14 protein-coding genes and 1 pseudogene are annotated in these 23,667 nt (G+C 61.9%); 12 read left to right on the top strand and 3 right to left on the bottom strand.

Annotated elements, in window-relative coordinates; all coding sequences use genetic code 11:
* Window positions 1-6 precede the first annotated feature (6 nt).
* From BSE24067_RS11100 to BSE24067_RS11045, 12 genes and pseudogenes are all read left to right on the top strand, one after another.
* Window positions 7-1,443, top strand: a complete 1,437-nt coding sequence (locus BSE24067_RS11100; RefSeq protein WP_151063271.1) for a PfkB family carbohydrate kinase — start codon at window positions 7-9, stop codon at window positions 1,441-1,443.
* A 219-nt stretch (window positions 1,444-1,662) separates the two neighbouring features.
* On the top strand, window positions 1,663-5,319 hold the full coding sequence (locus BSE24067_RS11095; RefSeq protein ID WP_151063272.1) for a glycosyltransferase: 3,657 nt from the start codon (window positions 1,663-1,665) through the stop codon (window positions 5,317-5,319).
* A 60-nt stretch (window positions 5,320-5,379) separates the two neighbouring features.
* Window positions 5,380-6,414, top strand: a complete 1,035-nt coding sequence (gene gmd, locus BSE24067_RS11090; protein ID WP_151063352.1) for a GDP-mannose 4,6-dehydratase — start codon at window positions 5,380-5,382, stop codon at window positions 6,412-6,414.
* Complete coding sequence (locus tag BSE24067_RS11085; protein WP_151063273.1) at window positions 6,392-7,309, top strand: NAD-dependent epimerase/dehydratase family protein; 918 nt, start codon at window positions 6,392-6,394, stop codon at window positions 7,307-7,309. Before gmd ends, BSE24067_RS11085 begins: the two co-directional genes overlap by 23 nt.
* Window positions 7,306-8,457: a glycosyltransferase family 4 protein gene (locus BSE24067_RS11080; protein WP_151063274.1), complete on the top strand. Its 1,152-nt coding sequence runs from the start codon at window positions 7,306-7,308 to the stop codon at window positions 8,455-8,457. Before BSE24067_RS11085 ends, BSE24067_RS11080 begins: the two co-directional genes overlap by 4 nt.
* A 37-nt stretch (window positions 8,458-8,494) precedes the next feature.
* Complete coding sequence (locus tag BSE24067_RS11075) at window positions 8,495-9,559, top strand: glycosyltransferase family 4 protein (protein ID WP_244130431.1); 1,065 nt, start codon at window positions 8,495-8,497, stop codon at window positions 9,557-9,559.
* Entirely contained in the window at window positions 9,556-10,746 is a 1,191-nt protein-coding gene (locus tag BSE24067_RS11070) for a glycosyltransferase (protein ID WP_151063276.1), read from the top strand. Before BSE24067_RS11075 ends, BSE24067_RS11070 begins: the two co-directional genes overlap by 4 nt.
* Window positions 10,747-11,186: 440 nt before the next feature.
* Window positions 11,187-12,155 (top strand): UDP-glucose 4-epimerase family protein, encoded by a 969-nt coding sequence (locus tag BSE24067_RS11065; RefSeq protein ID WP_151063277.1) that lies wholly within the window; start codon window positions 11,187-11,189, stop codon window positions 12,153-12,155.
* A gap of 5 nt (window positions 12,156-12,160) precedes the next feature.
* A complete protein-coding gene (locus BSE24067_RS11060; protein WP_244130430.1) occupies window positions 12,161-13,177 on the top strand; it encodes an MraY family glycosyltransferase in 1,017 nt (338 codons plus the stop codon).
* Between the two features lie 12 nt (window positions 13,178-13,189).
* A pseudogene (locus BSE24067_RS11055) lies at window positions 13,190-15,073 on the top strand (polysaccharide biosynthesis protein).
* A 273-nt stretch (window positions 15,074-15,346) separates the two neighbouring features.
* Window positions 15,347-17,368: a tail fiber domain-containing protein gene (locus BSE24067_RS11050; protein ID WP_151063279.1), complete on the top strand. Its 2,022-nt coding sequence runs from the start codon at window positions 15,347-15,349 to the stop codon at window positions 17,366-17,368.
* 509 nt (window positions 17,369-17,877) lie between these two features.
* Entirely contained in the window at window positions 17,878-20,250 is a 2,373-nt protein-coding gene (locus BSE24067_RS11045) for a protease pro-enzyme activation domain-containing protein (RefSeq protein WP_151063280.1), read from the top strand.
* Between the two features lie 93 nt (window positions 20,251-20,343).
* Here BSE24067_RS11045 and BSE24067_RS11040 read toward each other — a convergent pair whose 3' ends face one another.
* The 3 genes from BSE24067_RS11040 to BSE24067_RS11030 are packed head-to-tail and all read right to left on the bottom strand — an operon-like array spanning window position 20,344 to window position 23,651.
* Window positions 20,344-21,450 carry an MraY family glycosyltransferase gene (locus BSE24067_RS11040; protein WP_151063281.1) on the bottom strand — a complete coding sequence of 369 codons (1,107 nt, stop codon included), beginning with the start codon at window positions 21,448-21,450 and terminating at the stop codon, window positions 20,344-20,346.
* A 27-nt stretch (window positions 21,451-21,477) separates the two neighbouring features.
* Window positions 21,478-22,500, bottom strand: coding sequence for a UDP-glucose 4-epimerase GalE (gene galE, locus BSE24067_RS11035; RefSeq protein ID WP_151063282.1), 1,023 nt, complete (start codon window positions 22,498-22,500; stop codon window positions 21,478-21,480).
* 14 nt (window positions 22,501-22,514) lie between these two features.
* Complete coding sequence (locus BSE24067_RS11030; RefSeq protein WP_151063283.1) at window positions 22,515-23,651, bottom strand: glycosyltransferase family 4 protein; 1,137 nt, start codon at window positions 23,649-23,651, stop codon at window positions 22,515-22,517.
* Window positions 23,652-23,667: the final 16 nt, after the last annotated feature.

Raw genomic sequence — 23,667 nt, 5'->3', positions numbered from 1 at the left:
TTCCCCATGCATAAACCCCAGCCCGCTAACGCGATCAGACCTCGAATCCTGGTGGTTGGCGATATCATGCTTGACCGCTACGTCATTGGTGGCGTTTCTCGCATTTCTCCTGAGGCCCCGGTTCCGGTTCTAGCTGTCGGTCGCGAAGAGAATCGGCCAGGCGGTGCTGCAAACGTCGCGGCCAATATCAGCGCCATGGGAGGGGATGCAACGCTGCTGGCGGTCGTTGGCCACGACAGCGCGTCAATCGAGCTTCAGAAGTGTCTGCAGGGGTACGGCGTACAGACGATGTTCGTGTCCGATCCCGAGGGAGGCACGACGCAAAAGACCCGTTTGATGGCGGGTGCGCAACAAATCGCTCGCGTCGATCGTGACGTGCGGCCGACCGCGCGTACTCAGGCGTTACTGCTCGAGGAATTCAGGCGAGTCGCATCCGATCACGACCTGATCGTGTTTTCGGACTATGCAAAGGGCACGCTTGACCACCTGCCGGAGTTTCTCGCTATGGCAGCGAGCTTGAACGTTCCCACGCTGGTCGATCCCAAACGGACCGATTCCGCCTTCTATCGCGGCGCAACATTGCTCAAACCGAACAATTCCGAGTTCGTCGGACTATTCGGCGACTACACGTCCGAGGACGAACTGCTCGAGCGTGCGCATCGCGCATTGAACGAACTGGGTTTGCGACATCTCGTCGTGACTCGCGGTGCGAAAGGCATGGTGTATGTGAGCAAGGATGGCCATCAGGGCAGCATCCCGACGCACGCACGTGACGTCTTCGACGTGTCGGGGGCCGGCGATACGGTACTTTCTGCGCTGGCACTGGCGCTGGCCCGCGGTACGCCGGTATCCGAGGCCGTGCATGTCGCCAATGTGGCGGCAGGTATCGCGGTCTCTCATCCTGGCACCTACGTCGTCTCGGCGGACGAGGTTCGCAATCAGTTGTATCCGTCGCGCCAGCGTGCCCCCAAGCTGGTGGACGCGGCAACACTCGGGAAGCTGCTGCTTGCGCATCGGCAGCGGGGGGAAGTCGTCGTGTTCACCAACGGCTGCTTCGACACACTGCACCCTGGCCATGTCCGCTTTCTCGACGAAGCGCGTGCGCAGGGCGACATTCTTGTCGTGGGGCTTAATTCCGATGCTTCGATGCGCGAGCTTGAAGGGATCGGGCACCCGGTCCATTCCTTTGGCGATCGTGCCGAAGTGCTGGCTGGCTTGGCGGCAGTGGATTATGTGGTCGGATTCGACGCGCCGACGCCGGTGAAACTGATCGAATTTCTTGAACCCGACGTTCTCGTGAAGGGCGGCGATTACCAGGTGCATGACATCGTGGGTAATGACGTGGTAAGCGCTCGGGGAGGCCGCGTGGCCGCGCTCGCATTCCATAGCGGCTACCCGAGCGCGCGTGTTGTTCCGAAGATCAGTGCGGTGCGTGATCAATGACCCTGTTTGTGGTTGAAAACGAGTGGAGCCGGCACCGGTCATGCGAAGCGGGCATGTCGCGACGTGAGGCTGGAGCACGGCGCGGCACCGCTGCTACCGTTCGAGGCTGCCCTTTTGATGGGGCTTTTCCGTCAGCGCGCCGATGCGCTGTTGCGGCGGATTGTTCCAGGGGCACGACGGCCTCGTGGGCGTCGATAGGTCAAGTAAAGTAGGACAATCATGCGAATCGTTATTGACATGCAGGGAGCGCAAACCGAAAGCCGCTTCCGTGGCATCGGGCGCTATTCCCTTTCCTTGGCGCTTGCCATTGCCCGCAATGCGGGACGCCATGAAATCTACCTCGCCCTAAGTGGACTGTTCCCCGAGACCATCGGGCCGATACGTCAGGCATTTCGAGGGCTGGTGCCGCAGGAGCGAATTCGTGTCTGGCAGGCGCCGGGGCCGATGCGCTGGGTCGACCCGCAAAATGCGTCCCGTCGCGCCGTTGCCGAACGGGTGCGCGAAGCGTTTCTGGAAACGCTCGATCCCGATATCGTGCTGGTTACCAGTCTGTTCGAAGGGCTGGGGGACGATGCAGTCGTCAGTATCGGGGCATTGGGCGAACCGCTACCGACCGCGGTCATACTTTACGATCTGATTCCGCTGATCAACCCGGACGAGCAATACCGGACGAACCCAATTTATCGTGGTTACTATGCAGACCGCATTGAAAACCTGAAGCGGGCACGACACCTTCTTGCGATCTCGGAGAGCGCTCGGCAGGAGGCGTTGGGCGCATTACCTTTTTCGCCCGAGAAGGTGACCAATGTATCGGGCGCCTGCGACGAAATGTTCACTCGGGTCGTACCCGATGCAGACCAGTTGGCGGTCCTGAAGAAACGCCTGGGGGTGACCAGGCCTTTCATCATGTACACCGGCGGAGCAGATGCACGCAAGAACCTCCCGCGGCTGATCGAGGCGTTCGCCGATCTGCCCGATACGTCGCGCCACCACCATCAACTGCTGTTTGTCGGCCGTATGCCGCAGTCGGAAGTGAGCGCGCTTCGCGCCCATGCACAACGCGTCGGTCTCCGTGCCGACGAGTTGTTGTTCAGCGATTACATCACCGACGAAGAGTTGCTGGCGTTATTCAGCACGTGTCAGCTGTTTGTCTTCCCTTCTCTGCACGAAGGATTTGGCTTGCCGCCGCTTGAAGCGATGGCATGCGGCGCTGTGGTGATCGCCGCCGACGCCGCTAGCCTTCCGGAAGTCATGGGAAGCCCCGAGGCGCTCTTTGATCCGCATTCGGTCGCCGCCATCAGCGCCAAGATGCATCAGGCGCTGACTGACGACGGCCTCCGTACGCGGTTGCTGGAGAACGCCAGGACTCAGGCGCAGGCATTCTCGTGGGATCGCAGCGCCAAGCTCGTGTTGCAGGCCGTCGCTCCCTTCGAGCGGACCCGTGAGTCGAGGACAGCGCGAGCCGTGACCTTCGAGCGCACTACGCTGTTCGAGCCGAAGATCAACAGAATCCTGCTGCTCAAACTGGATCACATGGGTGATTTGTTGCTGGCGGTGCCCGCTATTTCCCGTCTGCGCGCACGCTACCCGAAGGCCAGCATCGACGTGGTGGTGGGTAGCTGGAATCAGGCATTGGCTCAAACTCTGCCGTTCTTCGACCGGGTGTTGACGCTCGACTACTTCAAGCGCAAATCGTCGTTGCAGGCAGAACTGTCCGACGGTTCGTTGGTTGAATTCGTGAAGCAGTTGGGTTTTTACGACCTGGCCATCGATTTGAGGCGACAGCCCGATACGCGGTTCGTCCTGGCACAAGTCGAGGCCGGGCTCAAGGTTGGCTACGGCAGCCTCAATCCGGCCATCGATGCCAAGCTCGACATCGCATTGCCCACGCATCAGGATCTGCCGTTCGTGGAAACGCCGCTGAATCGCATTTCGATCAGCGAGCAGATGCTGGCTCTGGTCGATGCACTTCCGGCGCATCCGTCCGACTATGTGGTTTTGCCGCCGCTCGCGGCCCCTTCGCGACAGCATGCTTGCGCGGTTGCGCTGTTTCCTTACGCAGGGGGCGATGCGAAGGAATGGCCGATTGCGCGATTCCACGAACTGGCACGCCGGCTGGCGGCGGATTCCACGGTGGAATGCGTCACCGTATTCTTTGCCAGCGAAAAGGAAGCCCAGCGTTTCAGTTTCGATGGTCTTGAAAAAGTGGTGGTTCAAGCGGGGCTAAGCATCCCCGAACTGATGCAGCATCTCGCCGGCCATGAGCTGTGTGTCGCCAACAATTCCGGCGGCGCGCACATGGCGGCCTATCTTGGCGTGACGGCGCTCGGGGTCTATGGCGGTCTGGAAACCGCCCACGAATGGGCGCCGGTGTTCGGCAACAGCTATGTCTTGCATAACGAGGCAGCGTGTTCGCCCTGTCACATTCCCGCGCGGCGCGATTGCCCGCACAACTTTTTCTGTCTCGACGACATCACGGTGGACGAGGTGTATGCCCGCTGCCGGGAACTGCTTGCCCGGAACGGCGCGGCGCTGCCGACGACACAATCGCGTCCGAGCATCAAGTCGACGCGCAAGAAGCTGTTCCAGGCCCTCGCGCCGTTGGTGCGTCAATGCAACGAAGAGGAACTGAGTCAAGTCGCGCAGGGCATAGCGCTCAGCTTACCCACGCGAACGCGCCGTGCGCTGTTCGTCGACGTATCGGAGTTGGTCACCCATGACGCCCGGACCGGAATTCAACGGGTCGTCCGGAGTATTCTGAGCGAACTGCTCAAGGACCCGCCGAAGGACTTCGAGGTATGGCCTGTTTACGCGACGCATGAGCGAACGGGTTACTTTTATGCGAAACGCTTGCGGTCCCGCTTCATGGGGCAGGGTGACCCCGGCACGGCGCAGGAAGATCCCATCGACTTTCAGGCGGGCGACGTCTTTTTGGGGCTGGATCTGAACCCGTACGGAATCGGCGTTCAGCAAGCGTTCCTTGACGAAATGTCGCGTCAGGGTGTTCGCATCCAGTTCGTGGTGTACGACCTCCTGTGCGTTCAGATGCCCAACTACTTCGCGCCGGGGAGCGAGGAATTGTTCGCGAGATGGCTGAATACGATTTCCCGTTATGACGGTGTCGTCTGCGGATCCCGGACGGTGGCGAATGAATTCATGCAGTGGTTGCAGGAGCATCAGCCTCAGCGTCAGGGAGCGCTTGAGGTGGGCTGGTTCCATTACGGCGCGGATGTGCAGAACTCGCACCCGAGCACTGGCATGCCGAGCGACGCGCCTCGTATACTCAAGGCACTGCGCGCGATTCCCAGCTTTTTGATGGTGGGGACGGTTGAGCCACGAAAAGGACATGCCCAGGCGCTGGCGGCTTTCGAGCAACTTTGGCAAGCAGGTACTGCAGTCAATCTGGTCATCGTCGGCAAGTCCGGGTGGCTAGTCGAAAAGCTGGTCACACGTTTGCGAGCACATCCCGAGTTCGGAAAGCGGCTATTCTGGCTGGAGAGTATCAGCGACGAATACCTGGAGCAGGTCTATGGCGCATGTTGCTGTTTGCTCGCGGCTTCGGAAGGAGAGGGTTTCGGATTGCCGCTGATCGAGGCGGGTCGCAAGCATCTGCCCATACTGGCTCGAGATTTGCCGGTGTTCCGTGAGGTAGCGCAGGACCATGCGCATTATTTTCATGGCACCAGCGGCGAAGCGTTGGCGCAGGCGGTGACGCACTGGCTCACGCTGTATCGCCAAGGCGCGCACCCGAAGTCCGAGGGAATGCCGACGCTTACCTGGGAGGCGTCCGTCCGGCAATTGCTGGACAGCGTATTGCCCGCGCGACAGCCCATGAATGTCGTCACCCGCATGGAAGTTTCCGCGGAGGCCGAGTGACACTGCCGTTAATCAACCGATAAAGATTTTGCAAGAGAACTTACGATGAATTCTCAAACTATGAAAGTTTCCATCATTACCGGCATCACTGGCCAGGACGGTGCCTATCTCGCCCAGCTCCTGCTCGATAAGGGCTATCAGGTCTATGGCACCTATCGCCGCACCAGCTCGGTGAACTTCTGGCGTATCGAAGAGCTTGGCATCGCCAAGCACCCGAATCTGCATCTGGTCGAATACGACCTCACTGACCTGTCGGCAAGCATTCGTTTGCTGCAGACGACGGGCGCGACGGAGGTTTACAACCTCGCCGCGCAAAGCTTTGTCGGCGTGTCGTTCGAGCAGCCGGTCACGACGGCGGAAATCACCGGCATTGGCCCGCTGAATCTGCTCGAGGCGATTCGCATCGTCAATCCGAAGATCCGTTTCTACCAGGCGAGCACGTCCGAAATGTTCGGCAAGGTGCAGGCGATTCCGCAGATCGAATCGACGCCGTTTTATCCGCGCAGCCCGTATGGCGTCGCCAAGCTGTATGCGCACTGGATTACGGTGAACTACCGCGAAAGCTACGATATTTTCGGCTGCAGCGGGATTCTGTTCAATCATGAATCGCCGCTTCGCGGCCGCGAATTCGTCACGCGCAAGATCACGGATTCCGTCGCGAAGATCAAGCTGGGTCAGCTCGACGTGCTCGAACTGGGCAACATGGACGCGAAGCGCGATTGGGGTTTCGCGAAGGAATATGTGGAAGGGATGTGGCGCATGCTGCAGGTCGACGAGCCGGATACGTACGTGCTCGCAACGAATCGCACGGAAACCGTCCGTGATTTCGTCCGCATGGCATTCAAGGCGACCGGTATCGACCTCGAGTTCAAGGGTAGCGACGTGGATGAAGTCGGTATCGATGTCGCGACCGGCAAGACGGTGGTGCGCGTCAATCCGAAGTTCCATCGCCCGGCCGAAGTCGACCTGCTGATCGGCAACCCGGAGAAGGCGAAGCAGAAGCTCGGCTGGAAGCCGGCGACGACGCTCGAGCAACTGTGCGCAATGATGGTCGAAGCAGATCTGCGTCGCAATGAACTCGGCTTCTCGTTCTGACGCGCCGCGGGCCTTGATAACGGGGCTTGGCGGCTTCACCGGCGACTTTCTAGCGCAGTCGTTGCGGGCGGCCGGGTATCGCGTGTTCGGTACGACGCACGGTTCCGAAACGACGGGGCCCGATATGTATCGCGTGGACCTGTGCGACCGCGCGGCGCTCGCGCAGGTCGTCGCCGACGTACGGCCGGACGTGGTCGCGCATCTTGCCGCGATTGCGTTCGTCGCGCACGGTGACGCCGATGCGATCTATCGCACCAACGTGGTCGGCACGCGCAATCTGCTCGACGCGCTCGCGAGCCGGGAGCGTCGTCCGAAGGCCGTTCTGCTGGCGAGCAGCGCCAACATCTACGGAAACGCGGCGGTCGAAGTCATCGACGAGTCGGTCGAGCCCAACCCCGCGAATGACTACGCGGTGAGCAAGCTGGCGATGGAATACATGGCGCGTCTGTGGTGCGACAAGTTGCCGATCATCGTCGCGCGCCCGTTCAACTATACGGGCGTCGGGCAGTCGTCGCAGTTCCTGCTGCCGAAGATCGTCAGTCATTTTCAGCGCGGCGAACGCGTGATCGAACTCGGCAACATCGAAGTCGAGCGCGATTTCTCCGACGTGCGTCGCGTCGTTGACGCCTATCGGCGCCTGCTGCAACTCGCACCGGCTGGCGGGGTGTTCAACGTGTGCTCCGGCCGCGCGGTGTCGCTGAAGGCGGTGATCGCGATGATGGAGCGGATTGCCGGTTACACGATCGAAGTACGCGTCAATCCGGCTTTTGTGCGGGCGAACGAAGTGCGCCGGTTGCAGGGTGACGGTACGCGCCTGCAGGCGGCCATTGGTCCGCTCGATGACATTCCGCTGGAAAGCACGCTGCGCTGGATGTTTGGCGGAGGGCGTGAGTGAAGGTTGGTTTCGGCACGACGGCCCTCGCACGGAGCCGTGCGCACGGTGGCGTCGACGGGATCGGTTCGTATACGCGCGAATTGGGACAGGCGCTGATCGCGCGCGGCGGAATCGGTCTCGTTCCCGCTGGTTTTGGCGCGATCGTCGGCGACGACGTCTTTCCGGGCGCCCGGCCGCCGGTGAATCTGGGTCGGCATGAGATCGCGGCGGTGCTAGGGGCCGTGACACCGTGGGCGTCTATCGACGAGAAGGCGCTGCGCGCGGAACGCGTAGACGTATTTCATGCGACGGATCACCTGATTCCGAAGCTGTCCTCGACACCGGTCATCGCGACGCTGATGGACGCGATCCCGCTGTCGCATCCGGAATGGACGACGATCCGACTAGCGGCGCTGCGGCGTTGGCTGCTGCGTCGCTCGGGCGCGTGGGCCGACCATGTGATCACGATCTCCGACTATTCCAAACTGGAAATCGTCGAGCATTTCGGCATCGCGCCGGAGCGGATTTCGGTGGTTCCGCTGGGTGTCCACCCCCGATTCTTCGAACGGATCGACCAGGCCGAGCGCGATGCGGTATTGAAGCGCCTCGGCTTGCCGGCGCAATTCTTTCTGTGCGTCGGAACCCTGCAGCCGCGGAAGAATCTCGAGCGAGTGGTCGACGCCCATGCGAGCTTGCCGGCCGACATGCGCCGCGATATCCCGCTGGTGATCGTTGGCCGGGCAGGGTGGGGCTGCGAGGCACTCGTTGCGCGCTTGCGCGCGGACGAGAGCGGTTGCGTTCGCTGGCTCGAGTATCTGCCTGACCATGACGTGCGCGCGTTGCTTCAGTCGGCAACTGCGCTCGTGTTTGCGTCGCTGTGCGAGGGCTTCGGATTGCCCGTCGTGGAGGCTTTTGCATCGGGGCTGCCTGTCGTGGCGTCCAGCACGACGTCCGTACCGGAAGTCGCGGGCGACGCGGCGATCCTGGTCGATCCTTCCCGTACCGACGATATTGCTCACGGCATGAGAATGATCGTCGAACAGCCCGGCCGAGCCGACACGCTTCGCGAGGCAGGACTGGCACGGGCGCGCGCGCTGAACTGGCCGGCTTGCGCGGAGAAGACGTTGGCCGTCTACGAAGCCGTCCTCGGCGGAACATGCCGTCAATGAATCAATTCGCTTCGAGGAGCACCGCGTGAAGTTGGGGGTGGACATCACCTGGATGGTGGGCAACTACCGCGGCATGGGGCGCTTCGCCCGTCAACTGGTGGCGCCGATCGGTGAATCGGTGCTCGGCTTCGCGCCCCGCGGCGTGAGCACCGACGAATGGCCGTGCGTCAGTGAAGGGCACGGTTTCTTCCCGTGGTGGGAGCAGGTCGAACTGCCGCGGTTGTGCCGCGAGCATAAGCCGGACTATCTGCTGTGCCCGTACAACACCGGCCCACTGCGCGCCACCGACAACACGCCGCTGATCGCGGTCATCTACGATCTGATCTACATGCAGCCGTGGAGCGTGCTGCCGCCGGCGAGGTCGCTGTATCAGACCGCCGGGCGCGTGTACCGTCGCCAAGTGGTGCCGCGGCTGGCGCGCCGAGCTGAGATCGTACTTACCATCTCACGGTTTACCCAGCGGGAACTGGTCGAGACGTTCGGGCTGAGAGAGTCTGACGTGCACGTCATTCCATGCATGATTTCGGATGACTGGTTCGACGCTCCGGTGAGTGCGGCAGCGCGCCGGCCGTACCTGTTCACGGTCGCGGGCGAAGTGCCGAGCAAGAACGTCGATCGCCTCCTGCAGGCGTTCGCGGTCGCGCGCCCGGCGCTCGGCGATGATGCAACGCTCAGAATCGCGGGGATCAAATCGGAACATCACGCGCATTTCCTCGGGAGGGCAGCAGCGGTTGGGCTCGCAGGTGCGGTCGAGTTGCTCGGCTACGTGTCTCGAGACGAACTGCGCGAGCAGTACCGGCACGCGCGCGCGTTCATCTTTGCTTCGTTATTCGAAGGGTTCGGCATTCCGCTGCTGGAGGCGATGGCGTCGGGTACCCCTGTTGCGTGCAGCAATACGACGTCGATGCCCGAGGTGGTCGGCGACTGCGGCCTGCAGTTCGATCCTTTTTCGGTGGATGACATGGCGGAGCAGATTCGCAGGGTATGGAATGACGGCGCGCGCTTCGACGTTGCGATCGGCGCCGGGGTGGCCCGCGCACGCTCGTTCTCGGAATCGGCCGTGCGTCCGTTGATTCAGGACTTCTGGGCGCAACTGCCATGAACCAGGACAAGAAGAAGCTGCTGGTGCTGACGCCGCGGTTTCCGTATCCGGTGATCGGCGGCGACAAGCTGCGGATTTACCATCTTTGTCGTGTGCTGTCTCGTCATTACTCGCTGACGCTGCTGAGCATGTGCGAGACCGACGAGGAGATGCACGCCGCGTTGCCGGACGATGGTGTATTCGACCGGGTCGAACGGGTCTTTCTGTCTCGACGGCGATCGTACCTGAATACGCTGCTCGCATTGCCGACGCGCACGCCGCTGCAGGTCGCGTACTACCGGAGCCGTGCGTTTGCCGAGGCGGTGGCACGATTGCTGCCGTCCCACGACGGCGCCTTCGTGCATCTCGTACGTTGTGCCGAGTATGTCCGCAAGTCCGACAAGCCACGCATCCTGGAGATGACGGACGCGATCTCGCTCAACTACGGCCGGGTGAAGCAGTTGAAGAACGCGCGCGGACTGAAGTCGCGCGTGTTTGGCATCGAGGCGAAGCGCCTGCTCGATTACGAGCGCACGATCGTCGACGATTTCGACCTGTCGGTGCTGGTGTCGCGTACCGATCGCGACTACCTGTTTCCGGGCAAGTCAGGCAAGAACGTGATGGTGTGCTCCAACGGCGTGGACTTGTCGAGCTTGCCGTACACGCCACGCAGCATGGCGAGCCGAATACTGGTTTTCATCGGTGACATGCGCACGGTCCAGAACCAGGACATGTGCCACTATTTCGCGGAGGCCGTACTGCCGTTGCTGCGCCAGCGCGCTGACTATCGCTTCCGGATCGTCGGATCCATCGCGCCTGGGTTGGCGGAAAGATTTCGCGCGTATGACGGCGTCGACGTGACCGGCCGGGTCGAGTCGGTTGCGCAAGCCGCGTCCGACGGCGCGATCGGTGTCTGCCCGATGCGCATCGGCGCAGGCGTGCAGAACAAGATTCTCGAATACATGGCGCTTGGGCTTCCGGTGGTCACTACGTCGCTGGGCCACGAGGGCCTGGGTGCCGAACGTGGCCGCGATTTGCTGATCGCGGATACGCCTGAGGAATTCGTCGCCCGCATCGAGCAACTCGTTGGCGACGAGTCCGCGGCGATCGAGATGACGGCGCGCGCGAGAGCCTTCGTCGAGCACGAGCACGGGTGGGAACGGGTGCTCGCCCCGCTCGTCGGTAAGGTTGGTACGTTGCTGGCCTGAGCGCCGGGGCGTCCTCCCCGTGTAGCCTCAGTGGTCACGGATGCGGGGGCGCACGGCTTGGTTGCTGCCGGTTTGTAAGGTTACAATGTCCGCGCATCGATGCGGTACTGTCGGCCGCCATCGGTACACGCTGCCAATGGTCTCCGGCGCTTTCATCCGATTCGGAACCCGAACATCATCTTGTCTTTCCATCTGGTTGCATCCGGCAATGCACGCTTTGATGCGCCGCTGGATGCGTGTCGCGTAGCGCTGATTGAAACCGGTGCCGGTGACCGACGTGCTTTCCGTTTCCGAGATCCTGAAGTGTTCGTGTCTACCCTCCTTTCCGTACTCAAGTGCCGGTCGCGGTCCGGTGTGCGTCGGCCCACGCTGTGCGCCTGCGCGACGGGCGCGCGCGCACCGTCTCGCCGAATCGTCGACCGACAAGACCGGAGAGCGCAATGAGCCATCTCGTCGTCACCGGCGCGAACGGTTTCGTCGGCCGAGCGTTTTGCCGTCGCGCGCTGCAGGCCGGGCATACCGTTACCGCACTGGTGCGACGACGGGGCGGCTGCGTCGACGGTGTGCGTGAATGGGTGCACGGCGCCACCGATTTCGATGGCCTGGACGAGGTATGGCCGCGCGAGCTGGCCGCCGATTGCGTGGTTCATCTCGCCGCCCGCGTGCATGTGATGCGCGACGAGTCGCCCGATCCCGACGCCGCGTTCAATGCGACCAATGTCGCCGGCACCATGCGTCTCGCCGACGCAGCGCGCAGACACGGCGTCCGCCGTATCGTGTTCGCAAGCAGCGTCAAGGCGATCGGCGAAGGCGATGACGGTGTGCCGCTGTCGGAAGCATTCGAACCCCGTCCCCAGGATGCATACGGTCGCTCGAAGCTGCAGGCGGAGCGAGAACTCGCTCAGTTCGGCGCGTCGGCGGGGCTGGATATCGTCGTCGTTCGTCCCCCGCTCGTGTATGGCCCGGCGGTCCGCGCCAACTTCCTGAGGATGATGGACGCGGTCGCGCGAGGGATACCGTTGCCGCTCGGTGCCGTCTCGGCGCGCCGCAGCCTCGTCTACGTCGAAAACCTCGCGGATGCGCTGCTGCATTGTGCGACCGATCCCCGCGCGGCAGGCGAGTGCTTTCATGTCGCTGACGACGATGCGCCGTCGGTTGCGGGGCTGCTGCGTCTCATCGGCGACGCGCTCGGCAAGCCGACACGGCTGATCGCGGTGCCGCCGATGCTGCTGCGTGCGATCGGGACGTTGACTGGCCGCCGTGCGGTCGTCGATCGTCTCACCGGCAGCCTGCAACTCGACACCGGCCGGATCAGGTCCGTGCTCGGCTGGCATCCGCCCTATACGACCCGACAGGGCCTCGAAGCGACAGCCGCATGGTATCGTTCGCGCGATACACAACAACAATAGTTGACATGCATTTCCCGATCACCACATGGTCTTCCGCGGTCGTGGTGGCGCTGGCCGCCGCCATCGCGTCCACGGCGATCCTGCGTATACTGCTGGCGACCGGCCTTGCGTGGCGCCTTGCTACCGATATACCGAACGACCGTTCGCTCCATACGCTGCCGACGCCGCGCGTTGGCGGTTGGGGCGTCGTGCCGGTTTGCGTTGTCGCGCTGCTCGCACTTGCGCCAGCGTTGTGGGTGATTGCCGCCGCCGCCGCGGGACTGGCCGCGATGTCGCAGATCGACGACCGGCGCGGGCTGCCGGCCCGTGTGCGGTTCTCCGCTCACCTCGTGGCAGTGGTTGCACTGATCGTCATCTATCCAGCCGATGCGCCATGGTGGCTGCTCGTCGGTGTGGGATTCGTGATGGTGTGGCTGACGAACCTGTACAACTTCATGGATGGTGCCGACGGCCTTGCGGGCGGCATGGCGCTATTTGGCTTCGGTGCGTACGCAATCGCGGCGCTGACCGGAGCGAACCCGTCGCCCGATCTCGTCGTGGCCGGCGCGGCCGTGGCCGGTGCGGCGTTTGGCTTCCTGTTGCTCAACTTTCATCCGGCGCGCCTGTTTCTCGGCGACGCAGGCTCGATTCCGCTGGGGTTCCTGGCCGGGGCGGCCGGTTACTGGGGGTGGCGTGCAGATGCGTGGCCGATCTGGTTCCCAGCGCTCGTGTTTGCGCCCTTTATCGCAGACGCATCTGTAACACTTTTGCGACGTTTGTTACGCGGCGAAAAGTTCTGGCAAGCGCACCGGGAGCACTATTATCAGAGGATGGTCCGCTCCGGAGTGGGTCACCGACGGACCGCGTTTTATTGGTACCTCATCATGCTCGGCGGCATAATCGTCGCCGTGTGGGCAAAGGGCCGCCCTGAACAGCAGCAATGGCTGTTGTTTTTCGCATGGTATGGCGTTCTCGCATGTATCGGACTGGGAATCGACGTGCGCTGGCGCCGGTTTCAGTCGGCCACCGAAAACAACTCTTGAGGTTTCCTGCCGATGTTGCGATCCAAAGCCTCGTGGCTTTCGCTGAGTGCTTTCCTGTTCGACCTGACGGCGGTTGTCGCCTCGTGGTTGTTCGCCTATCTCGTTCGTTTCAACGGTAGTGTTCCGTCAGATTTTCTGAGCGGCGCGATGACCGCTCTCATCTGGACGTTGCCAGTCTACGCGCTGATGTTCCATGTGTTCGGCCTGTACCGCGGCCTGTGGGTGTTCGCAAGTCTTCCAGACCTGATGCGGATCTCGAAGGCGGTGGCTGGCGGCGGCGTGATTGTGATGATCGGGGCCGTGATGTTCCAGCCATCGCCGATCATTCCGCGTTCGGTGCTGCTCGTATCGCCGCTGATGCTGTTCCTGCTGATGGGCGGTGCCCGCGCGCTCTACCGGGCGACGAAGGAGTTCTACCTGTACGGCGGCCTCGTCGGCCAAGGCAAGCCCGTGCTGGTTCTCGGGGCAGGCACGGCGGGTGCCAGTCTCGCTCGCGAGTTGTCGCGTTCGGGCGAATGGCGCCTCGTCGGCTTGCTCGACGACGACGTCACCAAACATGGGCGCGAGATTTACGGCTACAAGGTGCTCGGCTCGTTCAACGACCTGAAGCACTGGACCGATGCGATGAAGGTCGAATACGCGATCATCGCGATTCCGTCGGCATCGGTCGAAACGCAGCGCCGTGTCGCGACGCTCTGCGTGCGCGCTGGCATCAAGGCGATGGTGCTGCCATCACTGACCGCGTTGATGCCGGGGCAGGGGTTCCTGTCGCAGGTGCGGAGCATCGACCTCGAAGACTTGTTGGGGCGCGATGCGGTGACGATCGATACACCGCACGTCGAGGCGCTGCTGCGCGGCCGCGTCGTGATGGTAACAGGGGCGGGCGGTTCGATCGGTTCCGAGCTGTGCCGGCAAATCCTCCGTTTCAAACCGGCGCAACTGGTCGCGTTCGACCTCTCCGAATACGCGATGTACCGGCTCGCCGAGGAGTTGCGTGAGCGTTTCCCCGACCAGCCCGTGGTGCCTCTCATTGGCGACGCGAAGGATTCACTGCTGCTCGACCAGGTGATGTCGCGCTATGCGCCGCACATTGTGTTCCATGCGGCCGCATACAAGCACGTGCCGTTGATGGAGGAGCACAATGCATGGCAGGCGCTCCGCAACAACGTGCTCGGTACATATCGTGTCGCGCGCGCGGCGATTCGCCACGGCGTCCGCCATTTCGTGCTGATTTCGACCGATAAGGCCGTCAATCCGACCAACGTGATGGGCGCGAGCAAACGGCTCGCCGAGATGGCCTGTCAGGCATTGCAGCAGACGAGCAACGGCACGCAGTTCGAGACGGTGCGCTTCGGTAACGTGCTCGGCAGTGCCGGCAGCGTGATTCCGAAGTTTCAGCAGCAGATCGCGAAGGGCGGCCCGGTGACGGTCACGCATCCCGAGATCACGCGCTTCTTCATGACAATTCCGGAAGCGTCGCAACTCGTGCTGTAAGCGTCGAGCATGGGGCACGGTGGCGAGATCTTCATTCTCGATATGGGCGAGCCGGTCAAGATCGTCGATCTCGCGCGCGACCTGATTCGTCTGTACGGTTTCTCGGAGGGGCAGATCCGGATCGAGTTCACGGGGTTGCGGCCTGGCGAAAAGCTCTACGAGGAACTGCTCGCCGACGACGAGACAACAACACGCACGCCGCACCCGAAGCTGCGGATCGCGCGTGCGCGCGAAGTGCCCGATCACTTGCTCGACGAATTGCTGCCGTGGCTAATGCAGAATCGTGTGCTCAGCGACGACGAAGTCCGACGCGATCTGCGGCGCTGGGTGCCGGAATACCAGTCGACGGCTGTACCTGTGCTGCAGAGTGTGCCGGACGTACGGGCCGCGTCGAACAAATGAGAATCACTGCAGCGTGGCGTGTCGGACGCGCGCCGCAAATAAAAAAGCGCCCTCGAGGCGCTTTTTTATTTGTGGTGCCCCGTGGAATACGATGCACTTCACGATTTAGCGGTGGGACTATTTGAGGGGCGGGGAGGCATCTTCAATAGAAATCGAAAAATTGTGCTAATGGGTCGAGAGGGGGTGGGTAATAGCTAGGTATTGAAAAAATTTGTTCGCTGCCAAGGGTTTGTGATTAAATGAAATGGATATCAACCCGGTGGGGATCGAGTTATGACAATTAATGTCGTCGCTGTGCCCAATTTATCTGCACTTCGGAACATCGACCATACCCAGTTCGGGAGTGTCTGTGTTCAAGGGTACTACTCGGTGCTGGATGGGGGTGGTGGTCTATATCACTACGATGCCACTGATACCACTTCGTCCGATAATGGGGGGACTGTTATCGTTGCGAACGATGGAGCTCGATGGAAATTGCAAATCATCGGTGGATTCGTCGCTGTTGAGCAATTCGGAGCAAAGGGTGATGGAGCCGCGGACGACACGGACGCAATAAATCGTTGTCTGGCTTCGTTCGGGTTATCCGGAGGGACAGCGGTCGCTGCCAGGATCTACAACGTCTCAACTATCAATGTTCCACAAAATTGTTGTCTCGCGGGAGAATTGCAGAACCCGGAGCAGACGCTCAGTGGTAGCGCTCAGAATTATTACGCATGGGGCTCGCAAATAAGGCTTCGGTCGAATGGAGTCATCAACCTGGCTCGGGGCGCGTCATTGGACAAGCTGCTGATCATTCGTGATGGACTATCGCTGCCAGTAACGAATGATACGCAGGCGACGGTGGTGGTCGGCCAGATGGCCGGGGTCGGCGTCTCGGTGGCCGACGCGGGTTGTTCTATCACGAATACGATGCTGCTCGGCCATGGCCAAGCGATCAACGTCCTGGCAAATCAGAGTAATACGCAAGGTCGCTTTTACATGAGCAACGTGCGCATCGATAGCAAGTACGGTGTGTACATCAACGGTGCGTACGACTTGTGCCGGCTCTATAGCGTGCACTGTTGGCCGTTCCTGACCGTTCATGCTTCCGGTGTGTCAGGTGCTAACCTGTCGCGTGCGGGCGTCGCATTTTCTCTTGAGAATGTAGATGACTGGACTCAACTGGTGAGCTGTTTTTCGTATGGATATGGGGTCGCTTACCAGTGTTCCTCAACCGCAAATATCGAATTCCTCGCCTGTCAGGCCGATGGGCCCAATGTCGGTATGCAAACGGCGTTCAATATCATAGGCGCCAGCACATATACCCATATGGAAGGGTGTATGGTCAACAGTTATCAGACGGCTGTTGCTATTAATATCGCCCCGATTGGGGGGGCTGGAGCGAACTGGCCGGAGGTCAGGTCCGTCAATGGAAACTACAACTGCATTGGCCCATGTATTAGTGTGAGCTCCGGTCAGTTGCGGTCTGTGAACGACAGTTTCCATAGTGGCTCCGTTGGGGTTGCATTTGGAGCGGGGACGCTGCAAGGGAGTTCGCTAAGTACGCCCTATTTCAATAATGGCGTGGGAACTCCATGGGATTTTTCGTCGGATGCGATCAAAAAGATTGTCAGTGTCGTTGCGCCGACTTTTTATGGCGGAGCTGGTTCGGCGAATCCGAGCCAAGTCTTATCTGATTTCAATATCGTCAGCCAAGCTGGCGTTGCTCCCGGCGTTGGACCTGCGTACCAATGGAGCGGGCCGTACTCGACATATACCGGTATTTATGCGAGCGTTCAGGCGAGATTGGTAAGCGGTACAGCTGGCAATGAGGCATCTGATCTGGTTTTTTCTGGATTTCGTGCAGGTGCAATGATTGATCGTCTTGTGCTCGATCATGACGGACATCTCTACCCGGCGATCGGTGGCGCCTACAATTGCGGCAGTCAAAAAAATCCATGGTTATCGGTTTATGTGGCCAACGGAGTAATCAATAATTCCGATGAGGTATACAAGACCGATTTTCGAGAAATTGACGACGTATTGCTGGACGCATTCGCATCGATCAAGCCGGTCCAGTTTCGTTGGAAAGCAGGCGATGATATTCGCTGGCGTGTAGGCTATCGGGCTCAGGATCTCGAGCGGGCATTGCGAGAGCGGGGGGCGGATCCCGCACTGTATTCGCTTTGGGTCAGGGACGAGATCGTCGAGGACGGGCAAAGGACAGGCCGGTTCATTCATGGCCTGGACTATGATCAGCTCGCGGTACTGAGAGAGGCGCTTGAACGTCGTAGGGGTACCGGAATGCGTTCGTGACGTTTCGTTATGCTGAGGGGGCGCGATATCCGTATTTTGACCTGACGCGTATGCCGCGGGATCGCGCAGGACACACGCGCTGAGTCCATGGGCCGGGGTTTGCGCATGGCCCTCCTCGGTAATCCGAGTCACACTATCGAACTTCGACCTTGCCCACGTGAACGCAGAAAAGTGCAGGAACGTAATCAGATGTCCTCCCGCGCCACCACCTCGCCTCAGGAATCGCGCAGAGGTTTGCCATTCGGTCTGGCTACACGCGACATATCACGAGTCGTATGAAGGTCGGTGCTTGCTCGCTTCGTGATCGCATATCGACGGCGAGATACACGCGGCCCCATCGTTCATATCGACGCACGGATCGTTTTGTTCGTCTCCCCCCATGGCGACCGCCTCTGGTCATTTGACTGCACGCCAATTCTTTCCTATGTTTCCCTCAAGGTAGCCGTGCGATTGCCGTAAATAACAAAGGTGAAAAGCCAGATACGAGCTATACGTTCGATACCAATCCGATGAAAGCGGAACATATTGCAAGGGGAATGAGCGCGGCACTCATGGTGCTCGTGCTATCGGGGTGTGGCGGCGACGAAAGTCCGACGGCGACCGTAACGACTACGGCGCAGGCCGGCAAACTGTCGGCTTTGCGAGCCACGGGCAACGCCGTGAGCGCGGCGCCGATGAGCGCAACGGCGCCGGTCCATGTCGCGCTCGTGCTCAAGCTGAACGACGAGGCAGGGCTGAATCGCTTCGTGCAGGACGCGCGAACGCCCGGCAGCCCCAACTTCGGCGCTGTGCTGACCTCAGCGCAGATTGCCGCGCAGTACGCACCCACCGCCGGCCAGGTTGCCGCTGTGAAGACCTATTTGGCAGGTAAGGGCTTCACGAATATCAAGGCCGCCGACAACAACGTGATCGTTGAAGCCGATGCCCCGGCCGGCGTGGTATCCGGTGTATTCCAGACCACGCTCGTACCGGTCGCGATGGCGGATGGCACCAGCACGCATATCAACACCGCCCCGGAGACGGTCCCCGATGCGATCCGCGGGATCGTTCAGGGCGTTCTCGGACTCGATACCGCAACGCGCCTGCGTCCGAATTTCGTGCGTGCCTCCCGTACTGCAGTCGCGCCGACGGCAAATGCGTCGCCGACCACCTCCGCGGTCACGGTCGGGCACGGTCCGACGCAATTCCCCGCCATCTATTCCGTCGGCAGCACCCCGACCGCCGCCAACACCACGGTTGGCATCATTGCAGTGGGTGACGTGACGCAACCCGTCATCGACTTGGCGACGTTTGAAAGCAACAACCAGCTGCCTGCAGTGCCGGTTTCGGTGATCCATGCCGGGTCGTCAAGCTCGGACACCAGTGCGAATCTCGAATGGTCACTCGATAGCCAGACAATCGTCGGGATGTCCGGCGGTCTCAAGCAGCTCAATTTCTATGTTGCACGATCGTTTGCCTGGAGCGATATCGCCGTTGCAATCAACCGTGCCGTGAGCGACAACACCGCCCGGGTTATCAACATGTCGATCGGCGGTTGCGAGAACTGGGCGCCGACGGCGTCCATGGACACGCTATTCCAGCTCGCCGTCGCACAAGGGCAGACATTCTCGGTCAGTTCCGGAGATTCAGGTAGCGTGGCATACGGCTGCACGGGCACGTCGGTGCAATATCCCGCGACATCCCCATATGTAGTGGCAGTGGGCGGTACGACGCTCTATACGAACGGGAACGGCAGCTACGCGGGCGAGACGGCCTGGGACGGCAGCGGCGGCGGCATCAGTGGTATCGAGCCGATTCCGTCGTGGCAGTCGAACGTTCCGGCGCTCAGGGGGCGCGCTTTCCGCGGTATGCCCGACATCGCATTCGACGCTGATCCGAACAGCGGCGCAGTCGTCGTCGTTGGTGGACAACTTGAGCTCGTGGGCGGTACGAGCCTGTCTGCACCGCTGTTTGCCGCGACCTGGGCCCGCATGATATCCGGTGCTTGCGCGACGAATCCCGGTTTCGCGGCGCCCATGCTGTACAGCGCTCAAGCCACGGTTCCGTCGGCCTTTCGCGATATCACCAATGGATCGAACGGCGCATACAGTGCCGGTGCTGGATGGGACTTCGTGACCGGCTGGGGCACACCGAACATCAGCGTTCTGTATTCTGCGATATGCGGACCGACGGCTCCGATCTACGGTGGGGTGATCAACGCAGGGACGACACTCAGGCCCGGGCAAATCGTGTATTCGGGTTCCAAAAGCCATGAGCTGGCCATGCAGAATGACGGCAACCTCGTGCTTTACAACACGACGAACGGTGTCCCCGTGTGGAATTCCGGCACGTCAGGAAATGCCGGCGCGTATGCAGTCTTCCAGACCGATGGCAATTTCGTGGTGTACGGCCCCAGCGGCAACGCGCTGTGGAACTCGGGGACCAGCAACTCGTCTTTCGGCCAGTATCTGGCCGTGCAGGACGATGGCAACATGGTGGTCTACGCATCGTCCGTCCCGGTATTCGCCACATCGACCGCCGCTAGCGTATATACAAATTCCTCGAGCGGTCCGGCGGTCTGGAAGGGCGGCGTCATACTCGGTAGCGGTCAGAGTTTTACCTCCGGAAACGGCGCGAACGTTTTGTTGATGCAGGGGGACGGAAATCTGGTGCTGCTTCGCCAGGGCGTTGCGCAGTGGAGCTCGGGTACCTATAGTCATCCGGGCGCATTCGCGGCGATGCAAGCGGATGGCAATCTGGTCGTGTACAGCCCGTCGGGCGTCCCGCTCTGGTATTCCGGCACCAACGGCTATCCCGGCGCGGCCACTTACGTTCAGGACGACGGTAACGTCGTGATCTATTCGCAGCTGCCGCGCTGGAGCTCGAATACCGCCGGGATCTAGTATTCCGCTCGTCGAATCAAGGTTGAGAGGTCACGGCTCGTCGGCAACGACGAGCCGTACAACCGGCAGCACACCGGCTGCCCGTCGCACCCGTCAATGCCCACGCCTTTCCTTCCTCACCACCATCCACCGCGGCACCCTGAACCTGACGATGCTGAGATAAAGCCACACATAAGTCAGCGCGAACAGCACGACGAACACGAACAGATGCACGGTATGCCGCCAGAACAGCGTCGCCGGAATCACCGCGACCAGGCACAGCAGCCACAGATACGGTGACGTGAGCGAATTGCGCCGCGTCAGATCATGCGCATGCTTCGTTCCGACAGCCCAGCGCATCAGCCGCTTGTACACCAGCATGTGCAGATGCACACCGTCCGGAATCCCCGGCGACATCCCGCGGATGAACTTCTTCCGGTAGATCGAGAAGCACGTCTCGAAGATCGGATACATGAACAGCAGCACCGGATACCACGCCGACACTTCGCGATTGCGCATCACGAGCATGATCGCGAGCTCGGCGAGCATGAAGCCGATGAAATACGCGCCGCCGTCGCCGAGAAAGATCAGCCCGGCCGGAAAATTCCACAGGAAAAAACCGAGCACGGCGCCCATCATGATGATCGACGCGGACATCACGACCGGGTCGCCCACGTGGAAGGCCACATACGCGAGCGACGCGAACATCATGAAACTGACCATCGACGCGAGCCCGTTGAAGCCGTCGATGATGTTGATCGCGTTGGCGAGCGCCGCGACCGCGAGCACCGTGATGAATGCCGAAATGGCCACGTAGCCGAGCAGGAAATCGAGCGGCGGCACGCTGATGCGCTTGACCGCGATACCCAGCAGCCAGAACGCGAGCGCGGCCGCGCCCATCGTGCACAGCAGCCGCGCGCGCGGCGATACGCGCTTGGTCAGGTCTTCGACGAGCCCGGACAGGAACGCCGGCAGCCCGCATGCGGCGATTCCCAGTATGCTGCCGGCGATCGTCGGGTAGCGCCGGGACAAAATCAACGCGGCAATGACGACTCCGGCGAGGATCCCGATGCCCCCGACGCGCGGTACCGGCCGCACATGGAATTTCTGCACGCCGGCGAGGTCGCTGTCGACCGAGAATTTCTCGTGCAGATGCGCATAGCGCACGATGAACAAGGTGACGAGCAGGGAGACGATGAAGCCGGACGCGAAGCTGAGCATGGGATCGCTCGAAAAATGGACAGCGGATTATACAAAACCGCGCGGGTTCCCCTCCTGCCATCTCCAGTGGTCGGCACACATCTCTTCGATCCCGAGCGTCGCGCGCCAGCCGATGATCTCGGCGGCGGCCTGCGGATTCGCATAGCACTCGGCGATGTCGCCCGGGCGGCGCGCGACGAGTTCGTACGGCACGGGCCGGCCCGACGCCTTCTCGAACGCGCGCACGACTTCGAGCACGCTGTAGCCCTGGCCCGTGCCGAGGTTCACGACGAAGCTCGCATCGCGCTTCGCGAGCGCGTCGAGCGCGGCGATGTGCCCCTTCGCGAGATCGACCACGTGGATGTAGTCGCGCACGCCGGTGCCGTCGGGCGTCGGGTAGTCGGAGCCGAACACGCGCAGCTTCTCGAGCTTGCCGACCGCGACCTGCGCGACGTACGGCATCAGGTTGTTCGGGATGCCGGCCGGATCCTCGCCGATCAGCCCGCTCGCATGCGCGCCCACCGGGTTGAAGTAGCGCAGCGTCGCGATGCGCCACGACGGATCCGATACCTCGAGATCGCGCAGGATCTGCTCGGCGATCAGCTTCGACTGGCCGTACGGGTTGGTCGCGGACAGCGGGAACGATTCGTCGATCGGCGAGCGCTCCGGCACGCCGTACACGGTCGCCGACGAACTGAACACGAACTGCCGCACGTTGCGCTCGCGCATGATCTTGAGCACGGACAGCAGGCCGCCGAGGTTGTTCTGGTAGTACTCGAGCGGCTTCGCGACCGATTCGCCGACGGCCTTGAGTGCCGCGAAATGGATCGTGCCGGTGATCGGATGCGCATCGAACACCTTCGCGAGCGCGGCTTCGTCACACACGTCGATCTGATGGAATGCCGGCGTCTTGCCGGTGATGCGCTCGATCCGGCGAACGGCTTCGGCCTTGCTGTTGACGAGGTTGTCGACGATCACGACATCGTAGCCGTTGTCGAGCAGCTCGACGGCGGTGTGCGAGCCGATGTAGCCCGCACCGCCGGTCACGAGGATGGTGCCTTTAGCGGTCATTCTGATGTGCTCCTTCAGAGGGTGATGCCGGTCAATGTATGAATGGTCTGCCGGTAGCGTTCGACGACCTGCTGCTCGTCGAATTCCGCGGCCACCTTGCGGCGCCCGCGCGCACCCATCGCGTCGCGTCCGGCGGTTCCCAGCTCGATCATGCGGATCAGCTGCTCCGCGAGGCTCGCGCTGTCGCGCACGCGGCACAGGAAGCCGGTTTCGCTGTCGGCGACGACGTCGCGGCAGCCCGGCACGTCGGTCGCGACGATCGGCCTGCCCATCGCGGACGCTTCCATCAGCGTGCGCGGCACGCCCTCGCGGTACGATGGCAGCACGACGCAGTCGGCCGCCGCGATGTGCGGGCGCACGTCGTGCGCCTCGCCGAGATACTCGACGACGCCTTCGCCGACCCACGCATCGACGTCCGCGCGGCCGATCGCGCTCGGGTTGTCGACACCGAGCGGCCCGAGCAGCTGGAAGCGCGCGTCCGGATAACGGGCGCGCACGGTGCGCGCGGCCTCGACGTACTCGCGCACGCCCTTGTCCCACAGCAGCCGGCCGATCAGGATGAACACCGGGCCGTGTCCGGCCGGCAGCGGCACCGGCGCGAACTGCTCGAGATCGACGCCTTCGCCGTGCAGCAGCCGCGCGCGCTCGGGATGCGCGAGCAACTGCTCGTCGGTGAAGGTCGCGAGATCGTCGCGGTTCAGGAACCACACTTCACGCGGGAATCGGAACGCGAACCGGTACAGGCGTTTCGCGACGCTGGCCGCGCGGCTTTTCTGGATGAACACGTAGCCGAGCCCGGTCGTGACCGCGATCGACGGCACGCGCGCGAGCCACGCGGCGATCGAGCCGTAGATGTTCGGCTTGATCGTGTAATGGAACACGAGATCGGGCTTCAGCGCGCGGTAGTGACGCACGAGCGCGGCGAGCGTGCCGAGATCCTCGCGCGGGCTCGTGCCTTTCGACGCGACGGCGAGCGCGACGTAGCGGCAACCCATCTGCTCGAGCAGCGGCACGGTGCGGTCGTGCGGCGCGATCACGACGACCTCGGCGCCGCGCGCGACGAGCGCACGGATCAGTCCGTGGCGGTACGTGTAGATCGCCCAGGCCGTGTTGCAGACGAGCGCGATGCGCAGCGAGGAGTTAGCGGACATGAAAAAAAGAAAAAAA

The organism is Burkholderia latens (assembly GCF_902499045.1).
GTDB lineage: Bacteria > Pseudomonadota > Gammaproteobacteria > Burkholderiales > Burkholderiaceae > Burkholderia > Burkholderia latens.
Note: the sequence above shows the minus strand (reverse complement) of the source record. Positions and strands in the feature narration are given on the sequence as shown.

Coding starts and splice junctions, on each gene's coding strand:
- BSE24067_RS11100 (WP_151063271.1), top strand. CDS start 7: ATGCATAAACCCCAGCCCGCTAACGCGATCAGACCTCGAATCCTGGTG.
- BSE24067_RS11095 (WP_151063272.1), top strand. CDS start 1,663: ATGCGAATCGTTATTGACATGCAGGGAGCGCAAACCGAAAGCCGCTTC.
- gmd (WP_151063352.1), top strand. CDS start 5,380: ATGAAAGTTTCCATCATTACCGGCATCACTGGCCAGGACGGTGCCTAT.
- BSE24067_RS11085 (WP_151063273.1), top strand. CDS start 6,392: ATGAACTCGGCTTCTCGTTCTGACGCGCCGCGGGCCTTGATAACGGGG.
- BSE24067_RS11070 (WP_151063276.1), top strand. CDS start 9,556: ATGAACCAGGACAAGAAGAAGCTGCTGGTGCTGACGCCGCGGTTTCCG.
- BSE24067_RS11065 (WP_151063277.1), top strand. CDS start 11,187: ATGAGCCATCTCGTCGTCACCGGCGCGAACGGTTTCGTCGGCCGAGCG.
- BSE24067_RS11060 (WP_244130430.1), top strand. CDS start 12,161: ATGCATTTCCCGATCACCACATGGTCTTCCGCGGTCGTGGTGGCGCTG.
- BSE24067_RS11050 (WP_151063279.1), top strand. CDS start 15,347: ATGACAATTAATGTCGTCGCTGTGCCCAATTTATCTGCACTTCGGAAC.
- BSE24067_RS11045 (WP_151063280.1), top strand. CDS start 17,878: ATGAAAGCGGAACATATTGCAAGGGGAATGAGCGCGGCACTCATGGTG.
- BSE24067_RS11040 (WP_151063281.1), bottom strand. CDS start 21,450: ATGCTCAGCTTCGCGTCCGGCTTCATCGTCTCCCTGCTCGTCACCTTG.
- galE (WP_151063282.1), bottom strand. CDS start 22,500: ATGACCGCTAAAGGCACCATCCTCGTGACCGGCGGTGCGGGCTACATC.
- BSE24067_RS11030 (WP_151063283.1), bottom strand. CDS start 23,651: ATGTCCGCTAACTCCTCGCTGCGCATCGCGCTCGTCTGCAACACGGCC.